15 protein-coding genes are annotated in these 15,726 nt (G+C 64.3%); 5 read left to right on the top strand and 10 right to left on the bottom strand.

The window, feature by feature from the left end; translation table 11 throughout:
• Window positions 1-152: 152 nt before the first annotated feature.
• Window positions 153-371, top strand: a complete 219-nt coding sequence (locus tag ACIA76_RS07005; RefSeq protein WP_397150667.1) for an integrase core domain-containing protein — start codon at window positions 153-155, stop codon at window positions 369-371.
• A gap of 179 nt (window positions 372-550) precedes the next feature.
• On the top strand, window positions 551-982 hold the full coding sequence (locus ACIA76_RS07010; protein WP_397149454.1) for an MFS transporter: 432 nt from the start codon (window positions 551-553) through the stop codon (window positions 980-982).
• A 39-nt stretch (window positions 983-1,021) separates the two neighbouring features.
• Here ACIA76_RS07010 and ACIA76_RS07015 read toward each other — a convergent pair whose 3' ends face one another.
• The 3 genes from ACIA76_RS07015 to ACIA76_RS07025 all read right to left on the bottom strand — a co-directional run bounded on the left by ACIA76_RS07015 (window position 1,022) and on the right by ACIA76_RS07025 (window position 4,284).
• A complete protein-coding gene (locus tag ACIA76_RS07015; protein ID WP_397149456.1) occupies window positions 1,022-1,726 on the bottom strand; it encodes a hypothetical protein in 705 nt (234 codons plus the stop codon).
• A 63-nt stretch (window positions 1,727-1,789) separates the two neighbouring features.
• On the bottom strand, window positions 1,790-2,419 hold the full coding sequence (locus ACIA76_RS07020) for a hypothetical protein (protein WP_397149458.1): 630 nt from the start codon (window positions 2,417-2,419) through the stop codon (window positions 1,790-1,792).
• Window positions 2,404-4,284: a hypothetical protein gene (locus tag ACIA76_RS07025; protein WP_397149460.1), complete on the bottom strand. Its 1,881-nt coding sequence runs from the start codon at window positions 4,282-4,284 to the stop codon at window positions 2,404-2,406. Before ACIA76_RS07025 ends, ACIA76_RS07020 begins: the two co-directional genes overlap by 16 nt.
• A gap of 117 nt (window positions 4,285-4,401) precedes the next feature.
• Here ACIA76_RS07025 and ACIA76_RS07030 point away from each other — a divergent pair, with 117 nt between their 5' ends.
• Window positions 4,402-5,253, top strand: coding sequence for a hypothetical protein (locus tag ACIA76_RS07030; RefSeq protein ID WP_397149462.1), 852 nt, complete (start codon window positions 4,402-4,404; stop codon window positions 5,251-5,253).
• Between the two features lie 1,137 nt (window positions 5,254-6,390).
• On the opposite strand, the gene ACIA76_RS07035 is transcribed toward ACIA76_RS07030, so the two are convergent.
• A complete protein-coding gene (locus ACIA76_RS07035; RefSeq protein ID WP_397149464.1) occupies window positions 6,391-7,662 on the bottom strand; it encodes an NAD-dependent epimerase/dehydratase family protein in 1,272 nt (423 codons plus the stop codon).
• Between the two features lie 238 nt (window positions 7,663-7,900).
• On the opposite strand from ACIA76_RS07035, the gene ACIA76_RS07040 reads away from it, so the two are divergent.
• Window positions 7,901-8,743, top strand: coding sequence for an amidohydrolase family protein (locus ACIA76_RS07040; RefSeq protein ID WP_397149466.1), 843 nt, complete (start codon window positions 7,901-7,903; stop codon window positions 8,741-8,743).
• A 559-nt stretch (window positions 8,744-9,302) separates the two neighbouring features.
• Window positions 9,303-10,250 (top strand): methyltransferase domain-containing protein, encoded by a 948-nt coding sequence (locus ACIA76_RS07045; RefSeq protein WP_397149468.1) that lies wholly within the window; start codon window positions 9,303-9,305, stop codon window positions 10,248-10,250.
• Between the two features lie 100 nt (window positions 10,251-10,350).
• Here ACIA76_RS07045 and ACIA76_RS07050 read toward each other — a convergent pair whose 3' ends face one another.
• The 6 genes from ACIA76_RS07050 to ACIA76_RS07075 form a co-directional block, all read right to left on the bottom strand.
• Complete coding sequence (locus ACIA76_RS07050) at window positions 10,351-10,728, bottom strand: hypothetical protein (protein ID WP_397149470.1); 378 nt, start codon at window positions 10,726-10,728, stop codon at window positions 10,351-10,353.
• Window positions 10,729-10,786: 58 nt separating this feature from the next.
• Window positions 10,787-11,305, bottom strand: coding sequence for an LppA family lipoprotein (locus tag ACIA76_RS07055; protein ID WP_397149472.1), 519 nt, complete (start codon window positions 11,303-11,305; stop codon window positions 10,787-10,789).
• A 68-nt stretch (window positions 11,306-11,373) separates the two neighbouring features.
• Window positions 11,374-13,137: an alpha/beta hydrolase gene (locus tag ACIA76_RS07060; RefSeq protein WP_397149474.1), complete on the bottom strand. Its 1,764-nt coding sequence runs from the start codon at window positions 13,135-13,137 to the stop codon at window positions 11,374-11,376.
• Window positions 13,134-13,430 (bottom strand): hypothetical protein, encoded by a 297-nt coding sequence (locus tag ACIA76_RS07065; RefSeq protein WP_397149476.1) that lies wholly within the window; start codon window positions 13,428-13,430, stop codon window positions 13,134-13,136. Before ACIA76_RS07065 ends, ACIA76_RS07060 begins: the two co-directional genes overlap by 4 nt.
• A gap of 93 nt (window positions 13,431-13,523) precedes the next feature.
• On the bottom strand, window positions 13,524-14,267 hold the full coding sequence (locus ACIA76_RS07070) for an RluA family pseudouridine synthase (protein ID WP_397150669.1): 744 nt from the start codon (window positions 14,265-14,267) through the stop codon (window positions 13,524-13,526).
• A gap of 65 nt (window positions 14,268-14,332) precedes the next feature.
• Entirely contained in the window at window positions 14,333-15,685 is a 1,353-nt protein-coding gene (locus ACIA76_RS07075) for a wax ester/triacylglycerol synthase family O-acyltransferase (RefSeq protein WP_397149478.1), read from the bottom strand.
• Window positions 15,686-15,726: the final 41 nt, after the last annotated feature.

Raw genomic sequence — 15,726 nt, forward strand, 5'->3', positions numbered from 1 at the left:
CAAGACGCTGGGATGGCGCACTCCCGCCGAAGCCCTCGACGAACACCTACGATCGCTCCAACAACCCGGTGTTGCGACGACCGATTGAATCCGTCGAATACACCGCGCATTTGACCGCGAAGGCGTGTTTCCGGCACGGGTTGCGCCGATCGATGGGCGCGACCGGAATCTGTTGGGACAACAGCCCTTCCGAATCATTCTGGTCGAGCTTCAAGCATGAGGAATACTACCGGCACGTCTACGCGGCGAAGACCGAACTCGTTGCCGCGGTTGACAACTGGATCAGCTTCTACAACACTACCCGGCGACACTCCGCACTCGGGATGCAAAGCCCCGACAACTTCGAGAAGTCACTACACGCGGCGGCCTGAAGCCGCACAAGCCCCCTGTCCACCGTCTTGGGGGAACCTCATGCCACCGAGGCGGCCATCGCCGAAATCGAGGCGGAAATCCCGTCCCCCGCTCAGCCAGGTCGTCACCGACATCGAGAACATGCTGCGCCGCAAGAGTTTTCACGACCGAATCGCCGAGAACTGGCCGAGGACCCTGAGTGGGACTGAGGGGTCTACTGGTCGACGTAACTCCGTTGCGACGGTCACCGCAATTTCGGCGGCTGTGGATCGGTGGGGCGCTGTCCGGGTTCGGCGGTCAGATGACGCTGGTGGCGGTGATGTTCCAGATCTGGCAGACCACCCACAGCACCATGTGGACCGGCGCGGTCGGCATCGCTCAGGTGACGCCGGTCATCGGCTGCGGCATGTTCGCCGGATCGGTGGTCGACCACGTCGATCGGCGAACCTTCTACTTGGTCACCACCATCGGCCAGGCGGTGTGTTCGCTAATGCTTGCCGCGCAAGGGTTTCTCGGACATGTGCCCGTGACCGGGGGTGTGGTGGTGGCAACGCAGTCCTGTTTCGTGGCCCGGCGGCGCGCACGTTCCTCTCCAGACTGCTGCCGACGACGCAACTGGCCGCGGGGCTAGCACTGAACCGGATCGCGGTACCTACGAGATTGTCTGCGCTCACGCACTGTCACGGTGATCGGCGCTGATTTCTTCTACCTCGAACAGTGGGTGGGTGGCGATTTCGTCGATGAGTTGGCGGGAGCCGCTGACGTAGGTTTCGTAGTCGTCGATGTCGGTGCAGACGAACCATGCGTGGTCGTCCGGCCACAGCAGGTTCGGGGAGTGACTGTTCAGAAGGTGCGGGTGGATGTACCCGCCGACTCTGGCGGTGTCGACGACGGCTCCCTGCAGCAACAGATATGGGAGATGATTGGGAAGATCGAAGGTGGCTTGTTTCCGCACCTGCGGGGACAGTTGTGGAGGTTTCAGGGCTGCGGCCTTTCGGCCGGAGCCCCCGAAAGGGAGATATTTCCATTCCACCAGGGCAGCGAAACAGAGATCGGGTGTGCTGGTGTGGCGGGTGAGGATGCCCAGCAGGGTGTCCAACTGGGGTTGCACGAGGTTGCCCTGGTCGGGTGCGCGCCAGTCGTCGGAATCGTCGCCGTAGAAGGCCGACACGAGCTCATCGCGGTCGGTCATCCCGAGCGTCTGCGCCACCGACGCCCAGGACAGCTGGGCGTCGGTAGCGGCATCGGTGGCGGGATGCAGTATCCGCGCGTATGCCGCGAACCCCACGGCCACTCGCTCCCGTATCCGGACCGAGTCCTCGAGCCAGGCCGCGGGTGCGGTGTCGGTGACGGGGGTCAAGCGGATCTCGGCCATGGGATCGTGGTCCGTTCTCGGGTGGGGAAGTCGGCGGTCGGGTGCGTGTAGAGGCTGCCGTCATCATCTACTGAATGTCCAGAACGAATCCACCGTCTCGTCATGAACCTGGCCCGACTCGTCGCGAGCCTGTGGCCAGGACGCGACAACGATGTTGTACCGATCATTTCGGAGTGGCAGGTACATTCCTATGGTGGCTCTTGTCTTCCAGTAGAAGCATTTTCCGTCCGGTGTGATCTGCTTTTCCTTCGTGGCGAATACGCAGGTTTCGAACGAATCGTGATCGTCGTCGAGCGTTTCCGGAGTATCAGGCATCGGATAGGTGAACCATCGCACGAGAATTGGGATGGCTGGGTTGTCGATTCTGAACCGAGCCGGGGCGGCGGCCAGCCGGGGCCACGTCATAGGTGACGGTGGGACAGACTCCACGAGGTCGCTTCCCACCAGCCACGACGAGCCCGCAGCGGGAACACGCACCTCGTCATCGGTCAGCATCGGCGGTCCACCAGACACGATGAAGTCCGGCACGGTGTGTTTGCCGAAACCTGGGCTGCGCGGAATGTCATGGGGCTCGTCCGTGTCGAATTCACTGATGTCCAGATTCTCGGTTGTGCCCGGATCGGGTGCGCCACTGGAGGCGCAACCCGATCCGACAAACACCACCAGAAAAAACGTGACTAGTTTCCGGTACACAACTGTTCTTTACCCGGAGGGTTTGTGGCGAACACCGGACCGTATAGCTTGGCAGATTCTCCGGGGAAGGCGAATTCACCGTAACCCCAAGTCATGTAACGGAATCGGGTGCCGGCCTGGCATTTCACTGCAGCCGACATCTTAATTTTCTTACCGCTATTACTCGACTTTTGGGCCTGGTACCCGCCCATCGTGATCGTCTTATCTTTCCACGGATTTTGCTTCAGCAGCACGGGTAGGCTTCCACCCCAAAAGCGGAGTCTGAACGTTCTCGCCTTGACCGTGTTCTTGGTCGCGGTCGGGGCCAACTTGCATTCAGAAACGACCTGTGTATGGATTTCCTCCGGATACTTCAACCGACCGTTATCCGGGGTTTGCGACGCGTGCGGAAATGCAACAGAGACACCACATGGCTCATATTCGAGTGACGGGTCGTCCGGCTCGTCGTCGGGTGAATTATCCTGCCGCATGTGTACACCGGCGAGCCTCAATGTCTTGGGCGCATCGGCATCTGGCGAGGAGGGGTCGCTGGTTGAGCTTGGATTTGGAGTAGTAGTGCTCGAAGTCGTGGCACTCGGGATCGGGTGTGTTTGAGTGGTGGTCGGCGCGGCGCTTCCCGGAGCCGTCGGCCCGGGCGGCTTGGGGGATGGGGTTACTGGCCGGGGCCGTGCGGTAGTGGAGGGTGTTGGTGCTGTCGTCGACGGCGCTGGCGCGGATGTCGAGGGCGCTGGTGCGCGGCTTGGTCCAGTCGTCGGCGGCTGGCCGGTCTCATCCGGTGTGCCCGGGCTCGATCGCGTGTTGGAGTTGTCGTGCTGGTACCCCAGATGGCGCGGGCCTTGGTCTTGTTCTGGATCATCTGTGGGCTTGTCCGGGTCGTCTGACTTCCAGTCGATGGTTCCGCCTTGGAAGTTCTGCGCCTTGCCGCCGTCGAAATCGAACTCGTCGCTGACCGGGAATCCGAAGCGGCCGTTTTCCCAGTTCCGGTTTGCCCATGAGTTTTTGATGGCACCCCACACTGCGTGCACGCCACCCTGGGGTGACCAGTAGATGGAACCGCCCTCGAAGTGCTGTCCGGCACCGTTGTCCTTGACCTTGAACTCATCCGTGGTCGGGTAGCCGAGTGGCCCGTTCTCCCACTTGAGCTCGGCCCACTTGTCGCGGATCAAACCCCAACTACTGTGCGCGTCGGTGTTGCCCGACCAGTAGACGGATCCGCCCTCGAAGTGCTGTCCGGCACCGTTGTTGTTGCCCTTGAACTCATCCGTGGTCGGGTAGCCGAGTGGCCCGTTCTCCCACTTGAGCTCGGCCCACTTGTCGCGGATCAAACCCCAGCTGCTGTGTGCGTCGGTGTTACCGGACCAGTAGACGGATCCGCTTTCGAAGTGCTGTCCGGCGCCGTTGTTCTTCGCCTTGAACTCGTCGGTCGCTGGGTAGCCGAGTGGCCCGCTCTCCCAGTCTTTGTCGGCCCATTTATCGCGGATCCGGCCCCAACTACTGTGCGCTCCGGTATTGCTCGACCAGTAGATGGACCCGCCCTCGAAGTGGTTGAAGCGCCCCGGTTTACGGGCGGCCAACTCTCGGGTCGTCGGATACTTGAGAGTGCTGTTCTCCCAACCGAGATCGCGCCACTTGTCCCGGATCGCACCACCGACCTGATTGGCGTGGCCTTTGGACACGTTCGGGTGCCAGTAGATCGAGCTGCCCTTCTCGAAGGCCTGCCAACGCCCCCCGCGCGCGGCGTCCGATTCCGCGTTCACGGGATTACCGAAGAGGTTGGACCCACCGGCTTGGTCGTACTCGACCTCGATCGCTCCGTAGACGTCGTACGAACCGATCCGCCGTGCAGACGCATCAGCGGGATTCACCAATCCTATTGATAGCGCAGCAATTACAGACACAGCCAATATGCCGATCGGAAGCCGATCTCGCCTGTTCATTATCGGCTCCGCGGGAGTAATCGTGGCGGCCCCAGCCGCGCGGGTATGTCGACGTTTATCGCGCATCCGTTGATGGAGGCTAGATGTCATGGACCTTCGTTTCTCATTGTGCGAACACTTTCCTCATCATTTCTGGTAGCTAGTAGCTGGCCTGGCCGCACACAGGGAATTGCCCGCGGTCAACGCCGCCTCGTCGATGCGGTCCCGACTGCTCGACAGGTCCTCGGCCTCAACCGGTTTCGGTCGCAGGTCGCTTACCCGCATGGGTGGGTCGTAGTCGGGGACGGTTGCACCGTCGCGGTCGGCGGCTTTGTGCTCCCGGTGGGCGGATGCGCGGTGGTCGGCTCCGACCCCGGTGCCGTCGTCGACTTCTTCGCCGCCGCCGGGGTGCATCGAGGTGGTGTCGAGGCCGGCGGTGCGGGCTTCGACGTCGTCGGTGTCGTTGTCTTGGTCGGAGGAGACGTCGTCGACGGAGCAGCGGTCGCCGTCGTGGTTGTGGCGGATGGCGGGACGACCACGGTGACTGTGGTGGTGCTCGGATCCTGGACCGGATTCACCTCGGGCCGCACTGTGGCCTGCGCCGAAACACTCGCACTGGCACTGGCACTTACGCTCACCGAGATACCTGGCTGCGACGCCGCAGTATCGGCGGTCGCGCTCGGCGCGCTGGTGGCGTTGGCAGTCGGGGCTGGATCACTCGGGGTGTCCCCGGTGCTCGGGGAGGGATCAGCGGTGCCACCCCCGACCGTCGTGACCGGCTCACCGGCACCGCTGTCGGCCGGCCTGGCATCGCCCGGAATCGGAGCATCCCGCGGTATCTCCGACCCATCGGCGACATCACCAGTCGGAAGTTGCTCGATCTCGGCGGAAAGGTCTGCCACACTCCGCGTTTCGTGACCTTCCGCCGCGGCCAGCGTGTTGCCGGTCCGGTCGCTGCGACCCGATTCGGCGACAACAACCGCGACCACGGCGGTGATCACCACGGCAGTGGCGGCCGCGTGCGGTAGATACCGCCGCACCTCCCGCGAGGTGGCCTGTTCGCGAATACGAGACCACAACCGTCGCGGCGGCGACACTCTCCCCTCCTGAGCGTCGCTCGCGATGATCAGGACTTCGGTCGCCTGCGGGTTGCGGTCGGATCTGTTGTTGTCGGGCGATTCCACCAGCTGTTGCCTTCTTCTCCGTCACGAGCCACCGCAGTCTCGTGAACTGCGCCAAGCACTCATCGGCCCTTGTGGGTACACGCCAGAAACGACAGGCACCGTAGAGCACCTGCGCATTTCGGGATTGGTCACGGGTTGACCCAAGGAACAAAACCGGTCAGCGATCGACGACTAACAGATGCCTCCCACAACCGCGCCACACCGCCTTCTCAGCCGTTCCTCGGATCGTCGACGCGAGCAAGACTGTGCAGGACGCTTGACCAGTACGCAACTTCGGTCGGCACGCATCCGGCCACCCGGACAGGCAGGGTGACGATGCAGCAAATCGCGAAGCCGTAGCCGCCCGACGCGGAAAAGCTTCCAATCGGACGAATTTGGCAAATGATTGGCGACCTTTGTGGTGGGGGCTCGTGCGGCAGCAGCATCATCGATCGTAAGAACACGAAACACGCTGCGTGTCACCGTCTTTCACGCCTAACAGATCTCGATCATGAGGATCGACCGACCTCGGAGTGACACAATTTGTCCCAGTCCGATCCACCCGGCCACCATTCCGCCATCGCCACGGAATACGCCATGATCAAGGGGTTCAATCCGATTGCGAACCGGTGAACGCCGCACCCACTGCTGGTGAATCCCGTTCGAACAGTCCACCGCGGAAGTGGTGTTCTTCGATCGCCGCATCCTTGCACGACTACGGCGTCGACGCATCATGAGTCTTACATCAATTTGATCATGATCGGCAACGAGCGTCGACTCTGGTATCAATACGACGTTCCAGCGTGTTGTCGGGCAGCCGGTCGATGGAGTATCCCGTCGGGTGGCTGTCAGGATCGTGTGTGGCCACACCTGAATAATGCACGGCATTCGGCTATGAGCGTGCACTGCCAGCGGCCAGGTGTCGACCCGAGATGATCTCTGCCCGTTGATCTTCAAGCCTGCCGCGTGGCCATGTCGAACCGCGCGACACGCGGCATGGATGGTTTGCGGGGCGCGATTTCTCGCATGCTTTACGCGTGCGCGCCGAAGTTGGTGGCGACGAGGTGATCGGCCCAGGCATGCAAGGCCTTCTCGACGGGGGCATGGTGAGCCCGATGTTGCGAGCGTGGGCTTCGGTGGTGGTGGTGTCGTAGCGGTCGGAGGAGATGAATCCCAAAGCCTCGGGGTCGGCATGCGTGAGGAAGCGGGGTAGCCGGCTGACGACCCCGACCGGGACGGTGCGGCGCGGAGCCTTGACACCGAGGTGGGCGGCGAGCAGGGCGACCAACTCGGGGAGGTTGGGGGTGGTGGGGTCGAGAATGTTGTAGGTCGCTCCCAGGGTGTCGGCATGTTCGGGGAGGGAGACGAGGAAGGCGGCCAGATACTCGACGTCGACTACAGGGACGAAGGAGTCCCTGCGGCCGGGGATGGCAAGGAGCCGACCGCGGTGCAGGTTGCGGACAAGGTCGGTGAGTCCGAAGTATTGGCCTTTGCCGATGACCGAGCTGGGGTTGGCGACGGTGAGGGGGACATCGAGTTCGGTTGCGCGCCGACGGACTACGGCATCGGCTTCGAGCTTGGATGCTTCGTAGCTACCGGCCGCGTAGGAGGCGCCTTCGACACCGCGCATGCCGGCGCGATAGCCGGTGAGATGTACGAGGCGCCGCGGTTCTGGCAGCGCGGCGGTGTAGTCGACGACGTGCAGCGCACCGGTGACGTTGTCGAGTCGGGCCTGGTGTTCGCTCAGGCCGAAGGCCATGTTGGCGGCGCAGTTGTAGACGTCGCGCACCGAGCGGATGGGATCCAGGCCGAGGTTGGGGTGGGTGATGTCGCAGTCGAGGGTGAGCAGGTTGCGGTGATCGACGGATTCGGAGTCGAGCCAGTCGGTAAGGCGGGTAGCGGGGCCGCGGAATCCGGCGGCGACGGTGTGGCCGCGTCGTAGCAGCTCCACGACGAGGTTGCGGCCGATGAATCCGGCGGCGCCGAGGATACAGTTCCCATGAACGCCGGCCCAGCGGCGTGAGCGGATATTCGGCGAGCACGGTGCGTCGGGTCCTATGATGCGCGTGGTACTCCTGTGTTCGACAGCGTCGAGCGCCGCTGATCGGGCCGACCCGTCCGTTGGAGGACCGTGATGACCACCGCAGCCCTGGCTCGACCCCACCGTGAGGAGTGAAGGGTGCCTGTGATGCAGCCGTATCCGTATCTGCCGAAGGCGATCGCCCGCAACGGATGTCGGCTATGACCGCGCACCCTTCCGGCCCCGCGCGGGTCGACTTCCATCACCATCGGTTCCCGGCGGCGAACTGGCCGAGTCGCTCCAGGGCCCGCTCGGCGCGGATTCGGGTTGGCGCTTCCCCGACGGTGCGGCGCGCTGGACACCCGAGACCAGCGTGGCGTTCATGGACGGCCTCGGGATCGCGACCGCGATCCTGTCGCTGCCCAACGACCTGGAACACAATCTGCCCGCCACGCAGCGGCGAACCTTTGCCCGCACGGTCAACAGCCTCGGTCACCAAGCCGTCGAAGACCACCCCGGCCGGTTCGGGTTCTTCGCGCATCTGCCGACACCGACCGACATCGATGCCGCGCTCGAGGAACTGACCTACGCACTGGATACGCTCCACGCCGACGGCGTCACGCTGACCAACGTCTACGGCGTCGGCGAGGAGGCCCGCTCGGTGGGTGACGTCCTCTTCGAGCCATTGTGGGCCGAGCTCGACCGGCGCGGCGCGCTGGTATTCCTGCACGGTGAGCAGACCCCGGGACGTAACCGGATGCCGAACCGGTTCCTGCCGACACCGGTGAGCGAGGTGCCCAACGAAACCTACAAGGCCGCAGCGGATCTGGTCACCAGCGGCCGCAAACGGCAGTACCCGAACGTGCGGATCATCCTGTCGCATTCCGGCGGCAGCACCCCGTTTCTCGCGGCGCGAGTCGCGGCGCTGTCGCACTACCTCGGTTGCGAGCTGAGCCCCGAGGAGATCATCGCCGACTTCCGCACCTTCTACTACGAGACTGCGCTGTCCGGTTTCGAGACCAACCTGGTCGCGTTGGAGAACTTCGTGCCACCAGAGCGGATCCTGTTCGGCACCGACTTCCCCGCGGTGAGCCCGCAGACAGCGGGCTGGTACACCGACAACGTCGACACCTACTTCGCCGACCGACCGGAGCTACTCGCGCAAGTCATGCACGGCAACGCCCACACCCTGCTGCCCCGGCTGGGGGCAAGCACCATCGCCTGAACCTGCCCGCGCCACCCCGAACTCGACCGCCACCATCGGCACCCCGGCCGAGACCCACTGAACACACGCTCATCGGCAGAAGCGGATGCTCCAGAGACGTTGGTGGCCAACCGATCAGCGGCTGGCCACCATATGCTCGAACCGCGCGCTCCGTGGCAATACCGGATGCTCGCCGAGCGGTTCGGCCGACTGGCGACGAATGCGGCCGAACGCGCGGAATGCGGCGATTACAGGACGTCGGATGCCACGGCCCCGTATGGGTCTATCGATCCAGGCTGTGAACTCGGCGCGATGTCGATCCGGCCGCACTGATCACTCCTTGAAAGATAGGAAAGGGGTTGCATTGCTTGGCCTTTGGCGTTGCCGCTACTAGAGATGAGCAGCAACCGGTTCGGAAACCGTGGATCGCGCTGTCACTGGTAGCCGTATAGAACGCGTTAACCGATTTGCTATGGCGCAGGTGGTATTCGGTAGATTCTGAATCAAATGGCAAGAGGGTCAAGCCTGTTCGGGACGGAGACCGTAGTGGGGGGCGATGTGCTGCCTACTCAGGGACTCCATGCTGCACAGTATCGATCATTCGTCGGGCAACCTTCTGGCCGATCGCCGGGCGAGCTACGCCGCGGCGCTCGGCGCCGAGCATGCCTTCTCCGAAGCCGCCGAACTCATGGTGCAGGCACTGGAATTGGTCCCGGGCTGGGTCGCGGGCTGGCACCTCCTGGGCGGCTATCGCGAGGCGGGTGGCGATGTGCCGGGGGCCCTCGCAGCGTGGAATGAGCTGCTCACCTTGGATGAACGCGGCGTGTTCGGGGCGCGACTGAAGCTCGCGGCGCACCGGGCGATCGCCGTCGCGGCCCCGCAAACGGCCTATGTCCAGGCGTTGTTCGACGACTACGCGCCGCGGTTCGAGGAGTCGCTGGTCGGCAGGCTCGCCTACCGGGTGCCGCAGCAGCTGGCGACGGCGATCGAGCAGGTGAGCGCGGGGCGCCACTTCGGACGAGTCGTCGATCTCGGGTGCGGGACGGGGTTGATGGGGCAGCTGCTCAGACCGCTGGCCGATCGGCTGGAGGGCGTCGACCTCTCGGCCGGCATGCTGGCCGAGGCGCGTCGCAAGGGCATCTACGACCGGCTCGAGCAGGACGACCTCGTGGCGTTTCTTGCCGGAGAGGACGAGGCGTTCGACCTGATCGCTGCCGCGGATGTGCTCAACTATGTCGGAACGTTGGAGCCGGTGCTCACGAGTGCGGTGCGAGCGCTGAGTCCCGGTGGGCTGATTGCCTTTTCGCTGGAAATCCATGCGGACGACGAGCCGGTGCGAGTGGCGACTTCACTGCGGTTCCAGCACGCGCCGACCCCGGCGCTCGTGGCCTGCGAGGCGCTGGGACTCGATGTTCGGATGTCCTGGGCGACCTCCCTTCGACTCGATCGCGGCGAGCCGGTCTCGGGGATGATCATCGTGGCCGTGCGCCGGTGCGATGGGCGTCGAGCCTTGCCGGGCCTGAGATGACTTCGGCCCGTGGATCTTCCACAGGCCCGCGCTGGCCGCCTCGGACCGCCTGGAGCCGCTGAACCCTCTCTACGGCAATAACTTTGGTGGCGGGATCAAATCAACTCTCGAGCCACCCGCGCCGATTGCGCTCCTCGTAATACAGGTCGTCATCCTCGTCGTACCCCCGTTGCACCCGATCCGCCTGCGCCCGTGTCGAATTGGCCTCCGCGAACGTGGACATGGCCTCGAATCGGGGATCCGCCCGCAGCTCCCGGACGGCCTCCTCCACCAACTCTTGCTTATCCGCCACCGCGGCGTTGTACGCCGCCAGCACACTCTCCTCCTCCTGCATGCTGACCGACAGCAGCCGGTTGTCCGCGTCCACGACAACTCGAATCCCATTCACGGTCCCCGTGCCCCGGATCTGCTCGAGACGTTGTTGTGCGCGTTGGACTTTCAGCCCTAGTTCCTCGAAGTCATTGCCCTGCTGGAACATTCGTCTCATCCCTTTCGGTCGGCTCAGAGGTGTCGAGTGGTGGGGGAGGGGAGTCGGATTACGGGTGCGGGGTCGTGGGTGACGAAGCGGATTTCCGAGCCGCGGGCAACCGGCAACCAGTGTTCCCGCCGATAGCGGCGGCACCTTGGGAGTCGATCCATTTGGTGCCGGGTTGCAGGCTGGTGCCTTCCTTGCTGTAGAAGCGGACAGCGTGGCTGCCGGGCTTGTCCAGGAAGCTTTCCGAACCGGTTGCTCCGAGATCCGCCGCGAGCTGTCGAGTGCGCTCGGCGACCTGGGGCCATACGTCGTCAGGTATTCCGGACGATGCGACGTAATTCGGCAGATTCACCATCTGGCCATGTGTCTGGTCGTACGGCGGCGAGCAGTTCTGTACCGAGCGCTCGTCCATCCACGTCCAGGTCAATCCCGGAACGAGTGAACTGATGTAGGTGCCGAGTTGTTCGACCGCGGACTGGAGTCGTGCCTCTGTCTCCTCCAGGGACGGGAGCTTCGTCAGCTGCTCGGCCGCCTTGGCCGTCTCCGCGGAACCGGTCTTCTCATACGGGTTGTCGAACATGCCACATCCTGTCGTCGAGAGAATCACGGCGGCGAGGGCCGTCCATATCGAATGTCGAACCGATCGGGTCATTCGAATACCTTCTTCCCGAGCCATTCGAAGCCCTCGCGGGCGTAGCGCGCACCGGCTTCGATGGGATTGACCGGCTTTTCGATGACGGCGTCCTGTGGGAGTCCGGCCACGATCATCGCGGTGTTCCAGCCCGATGTGCGTAGCTTGCCGTCCGAACCCATTCGGGGATACTCACTGTGGCCGGTGGCTTCCTCTCGGTGCACTCCGTCCACAGTTGTCGCATTTCCGGTTTCCAGATGTGTGAATCCGGGGAGGTTCGCCGGGCTCGGGCCGAAGGCATTGAAATGGGCTACCGGGTCGGCATGTGCGGTCATCTCGTACAGGTGTCCCGGCGGAATGCCGAGTTTGGACACGTCGTATCTGGCGCCGATCGAGTCGTATACGGTTCCGAGCATCGGGCCGGTGTGATGTCCTGTCACCGGCACATCCAGTCCGGGAGAGCCGTAGACCACCAGGTCGTCCACCGGGTGCTGACCGGGTTGTTGAAGCGCGAGTCCGGTCATCAGCGACCCGTAGGAATGCCCGACCGCGGTCAAGTGCATGTTTCCATCATGCGCGGCACCCAGGCCGTCGTAAAACGATGCCAACTTCGGGGCTCCGGCTTTGGCCATATCGTCCGTGGCGACATCGAGATAACCGGCGACCTTATCGGCGTTCGGTTGTGCCTGCGGTAGATCCGCACCGATCCATGCGATCGTCGCGACCTTCTCGTCGCGACCGGGAGTCATACGGAGCTGCAGCTGGGCCTGATCGCGAATCTTCCCCGACTCATCGACCATACTGCCGAGCGACTCACCGACAGTCGTATTCAATCCACCCGCGGTCACCGACACATTCTTCGCGGTATCGGGATTCCCCACGGCAACAGCGGCATGAGTCATCGCCCCGGACTGCGTATCCAGAAGCATCAGCATCCGATCCTTCTTATCGCCGAGAGTGCTCTGAACCGCCTGTAAATCCTTCAACTTGTCCTTGACCGCGGGATCCCCCGCCAATGCCCGCGAGATCTCATCATCCAACTTCATCCGATTGAACCGATCCCGATCCACCGCGGGCAACCCATCCCGATTCCCGAGATATTGGTCATGCCGCCACAACGCATCCTTCTCCGCGGGCGACAACGTCTCCCAGAAATCGTGCAGAGCCTTCGGATCGGTCGGCAGTTGGGCCTTGCCATCGAGGATGTCGCGCACCTGCCCCCTGAGCGGCGCCCCGTCCGGTTTCTGCTCATAGCCTGCGAGTGTTTCAAGATCCGTCGTAATCGCCTGCGCCGCTTTGGTTTCCGCGTCGCCGAACTGGGTGAGTAGGTTCTTCAGGCGGGTCTGGAGGTCGGTGGCCTGGGCGTCGATCGCCTGTTGGAGCATGATGGCCACGATCGGTCTGTTCGAATCGGTGCCGGAGAAGACCTTCGGGGCGGTGACGTTGCCCTGGTCGTCGACGGTCATGCCCGCGCGGGTGGCGTCGGCCACGGCGGTGAGTAGGGCGGTGCGGTAGCCGCTCAGCTCGGTGCCGTAGGTGTTGTAGTGGTCGGCGATCGTGATCAGTGTCTGGCCGAGATGGTTGGCGGCGAGTTCGTCCGATAGTGCGCGGGCCGAGGCGGCGGTGGCCGCGGCGCCGTGCCAGTTGTTCATGGCGGTGTCGATGTCCCGGTTCGAGCGCTCGATCTCGGTGGAGAACGTATCGGTGCGGGTGGCGAGGTCGGTCGCGAAGGTGAGCATCGTGTCGGGTCGGCAGCCGCGGACGTGGCCGATCGTGGTCATCGCGGGCCGCTGCCGTCGGCGTATCGGCGCAGCTGGGCCGCGAATGCCGCGTCGAGATCCGCATAGGATTTACGGATCGTCTTCGTGGCGTCCGACAGGCTCCGATAGTTCGCGCCGATCAGGCCGAATGCCTGTGCGGCGGCCGTACCCACCTGAGCCGACAGGGCCTGGATGGGTGAGTCCGGCATGGTGACCTGTCCGGTAACCTGCAGTTTGCCGATGGTCTCGGCGTGGGTGGCGAGCACACCCGCGAGCCAATCCAGGGTGGGTAGGTCCGCATCCATTTCGCCCATGTAGATCCCCCTTGCGAATGTGGCTGGGCGCCCAGTTCATCGATCTGGGGGTCACTATATGCCGCATTTGCCGGAGGCAGGGCACGCGGTGGTCTACCGAGAGCGCAGATCCGTCAGGTCGCGAATGGTCGAGTCGTCGCCGATGAGCCAGAAGCCGGTGTCCGGTGCGGCCGTCAGGGCGAGGTCGGTGGGCGTGCGCCACGGGGCCTCGAGACTCAGCTGCCAGGAGTGCAGGTAGGTGCGGGCATAGCTGTCGGACTTGTCGAACAGTGGGTCGCCGGTGATCGGATGGCCGATCCAGGCCAGATGTACGCGGATCTGGTGGCGGCGGCCGGTGATCGGACGGACCGCCAGCAGTGTGTGGGTGTCGGTGCGCAGGACCGTGGTGAATTCGGTGCGCGAGGGATAGTTCTTGCCCGCCAACAGATTTCGCTCGTCGACCGACCAGGTGTCGCCGTCGCGGGTGATGGCCTCGCGCGGGGCCGCGATGCGGACCCGATTCTTGCGGCCGACGCTCAGCGGTAGATCGATCACACCGTGGTCGGGCAGCCCCGTGGACGCGGTGATGGCCAGATACGTCTTCTCGGCCGTGCGCTTGTTGAACTGCCGGGTGAGCTGCCCGTGCGCGCCGAGATCCTTGGCCAGCAGCACCAGCCCCGAGGTCACCTTGTCGATCCGATGCACCGGATACAACGTCTCGCCCTGTCCGGCGGCCAACTCCACCAGATCGGTATCGTGCCGCTCCCCGGTCACCGAGATCCCCGCGGGCTTGTTCAGCGCGAGGATGGCCTCATCCTCCTCGACCAGACACCTTTCCCGTAACTCCGACCACCGCATATCCACCCGACCACCCTAGTTCCCGGCAGTCGGTTCACCTGTTCCCGGCATCTTCCTGGCCGGGATCACAAGGTCGCGCGCTCGAGGTCCTTCAGGCCGGTCTCGATGTGGTCGATGAGGCTGGACAGTCGGGGGACCGAGCGGCGGCAGCCGACGATGCCGAAGTCGAGGTTCTCGGCGGTGCTGGTGACCGTGATGTTCATGGCCTGGCCGTCGAACGGGATCGACAGCGGATAGTTGCTCTCGAGCCGGGCGCCCTTGCCGTACACCGGTTTGCGCGGGCCGGGGATATTGGAGATGACGAGGTTGAACGGGACCCGCGGCAGCGCCTGGAATCCCGGCATGAATACCAGCGGCAGCGGCGAGAGCAGCAGGGCCGACAGCGCCACCGACTCCAGGCGCGGCAGCTGCGCGAAGACCTCCTTGGACCGCCGCATCGAGGTGCTGATGGTCTGCAGCCGCTCGACGGGATCGGCGAGGTGGGTGCCCAGATTGCACAGCAGTGCGGCGACCTTGTTCCCGTCGGCGTCGGATTCGTGCGCGCTGCGCAGGCTCACCGGCACCATGGCCGTCAATGGCTTGTCCGGCAAGGCATTTCGATCCAGCAGATAGGCCCGCAGCGCCGAGGCCGACAGCGCGAGCACGACATCGTTGACGGTCGTCCCGGTCGCGCTGCGCACGGCGTGGATGCGTTCCAGCGGCAGCGATCCCACTGCCACGCTGCGCGCCCCGCCGATCGGCACGTTGAACATGGTCGGCGGCGCGGACAGCGGCAGCTCGAGACGCCCCTCGATCACCGAGCGCAGCGCCCCGGCGCTCGCGCCGACACCGGTCACCAATCGCGGTGCGGCCCTGCGCAATTGCTCCCAGACGCTGGTGGCCTCATCCGGCTCGTGCCGGTCGCGGCCCAGCGTCCAGGGAGCGCGCAGCCGGGTGTCGAGCGGATCGTCGGTGAGGAAGCGCTGCAGCAGCCGCAGCGCGGACACCCCGTCCATCAACGCGTGATGGACCTTGAGATAGACCGCGTATCGATTCCGCGACAGGCCCTCGATGAGTCGCCCTTCCCACAGCGGGCGATGCCGGTCCAGCAGGCTGGAATGCAACCGGCCCACCAGATCGAGCAGTTCGCTGTCGCCGCCCGGCGCGGGCAGCGCGCAGCGGCGCAGGTGATAGCCGAGGTCGACGTGTTCGGCGTGCGACCAGACGACACTGGAGAAGTTGCCGAGAATTCGGCGCTGCTGCCTGCGGAATCGCCGACTCACATCGGTGGCGTCCATCAGCTCGTCGTATACGGCGCGGATGAATTCCGGGCCCGCGTCGGCCGGCGGCTCGAACAGCTGCAGGCCGCCGACATGCATGGGATGTTCCCGCGATTCGGTGGTGAGGAAGAGTGCGTCGATAGGATTGAGAAGGTCCATGGTTCCGCCTACGGGTGGACTGTGGCCGATTGCGCGTACGG

It is taken from the genome of Nocardia sp. NPDC051570 (genome assembly GCF_044454005.1).
In the GTDB taxonomy this organism is placed as follows: Bacteria; Actinomycetota; Actinomycetes; order Mycobacteriales; family Mycobacteriaceae; genus Nocardia.

Excerpts from the sequence above, each read along its gene's own strand:
- ACIA76_RS07070 (WP_397150669.1), bottom strand. The coding sequence starts at position 14,267 with ATGCGGTGGTCGGAGTTACGGGAAAGGTGTCTGGTCGAGGAGGATGAG.
- ACIA76_RS07055 (WP_397149472.1), bottom strand. The coding sequence starts at position 11,305 with ATGTTCGACAACCCGTATGAGAAGACCGGTTCCGCGGAGACGGCCAAG.
- ACIA76_RS07075 (WP_397149478.1), bottom strand. The coding sequence starts at position 15,685 with ATGGACCTTCTCAATCCTATCGACGCACTCTTCCTCACCACCGAATCG.
- ACIA76_RS07050 (WP_397149470.1), bottom strand. The coding sequence starts at position 10,728 with ATGTTCCAGCAGGGCAATGACTTCGAGGAACTAGGGCTGAAAGTCCAA.
- ACIA76_RS07040 (WP_397149466.1), top strand. The coding sequence starts at position 7,901 with ATGGACGGCCTCGGGATCGCGACCGCGATCCTGTCGCTGCCCAACGAC.
- ACIA76_RS07045 (WP_397149468.1), top strand. The coding sequence starts at position 9,303 with ATGCTGCACAGTATCGATCATTCGTCGGGCAACCTTCTGGCCGATCGC.
- ACIA76_RS07030 (WP_397149462.1), top strand. The coding sequence starts at position 4,402 with ATGTCGACGTTTATCGCGCATCCGTTGATGGAGGCTAGATGTCATGGA.
- ACIA76_RS07065 (WP_397149476.1), bottom strand. The coding sequence starts at position 13,430 with ATGGGCGAAATGGATGCGGACCTACCCACCCTGGATTGGCTCGCGGGT.
- ACIA76_RS07005 (WP_397150667.1), top strand. The coding sequence starts at position 153 with ATGGGCGCGACCGGAATCTGTTGGGACAACAGCCCTTCCGAATCATTC.
- ACIA76_RS07015 (WP_397149456.1), bottom strand. The coding sequence starts at position 1,726 with ATGGCCGAGATCCGCTTGACCCCCGTCACCGACACCGCACCCGCGGCC.
- ACIA76_RS07060 (WP_397149474.1), bottom strand. The coding sequence starts at position 13,137 with ATGACCACGATCGGCCACGTCCGCGGCTGCCGACCCGACACGATGCTC.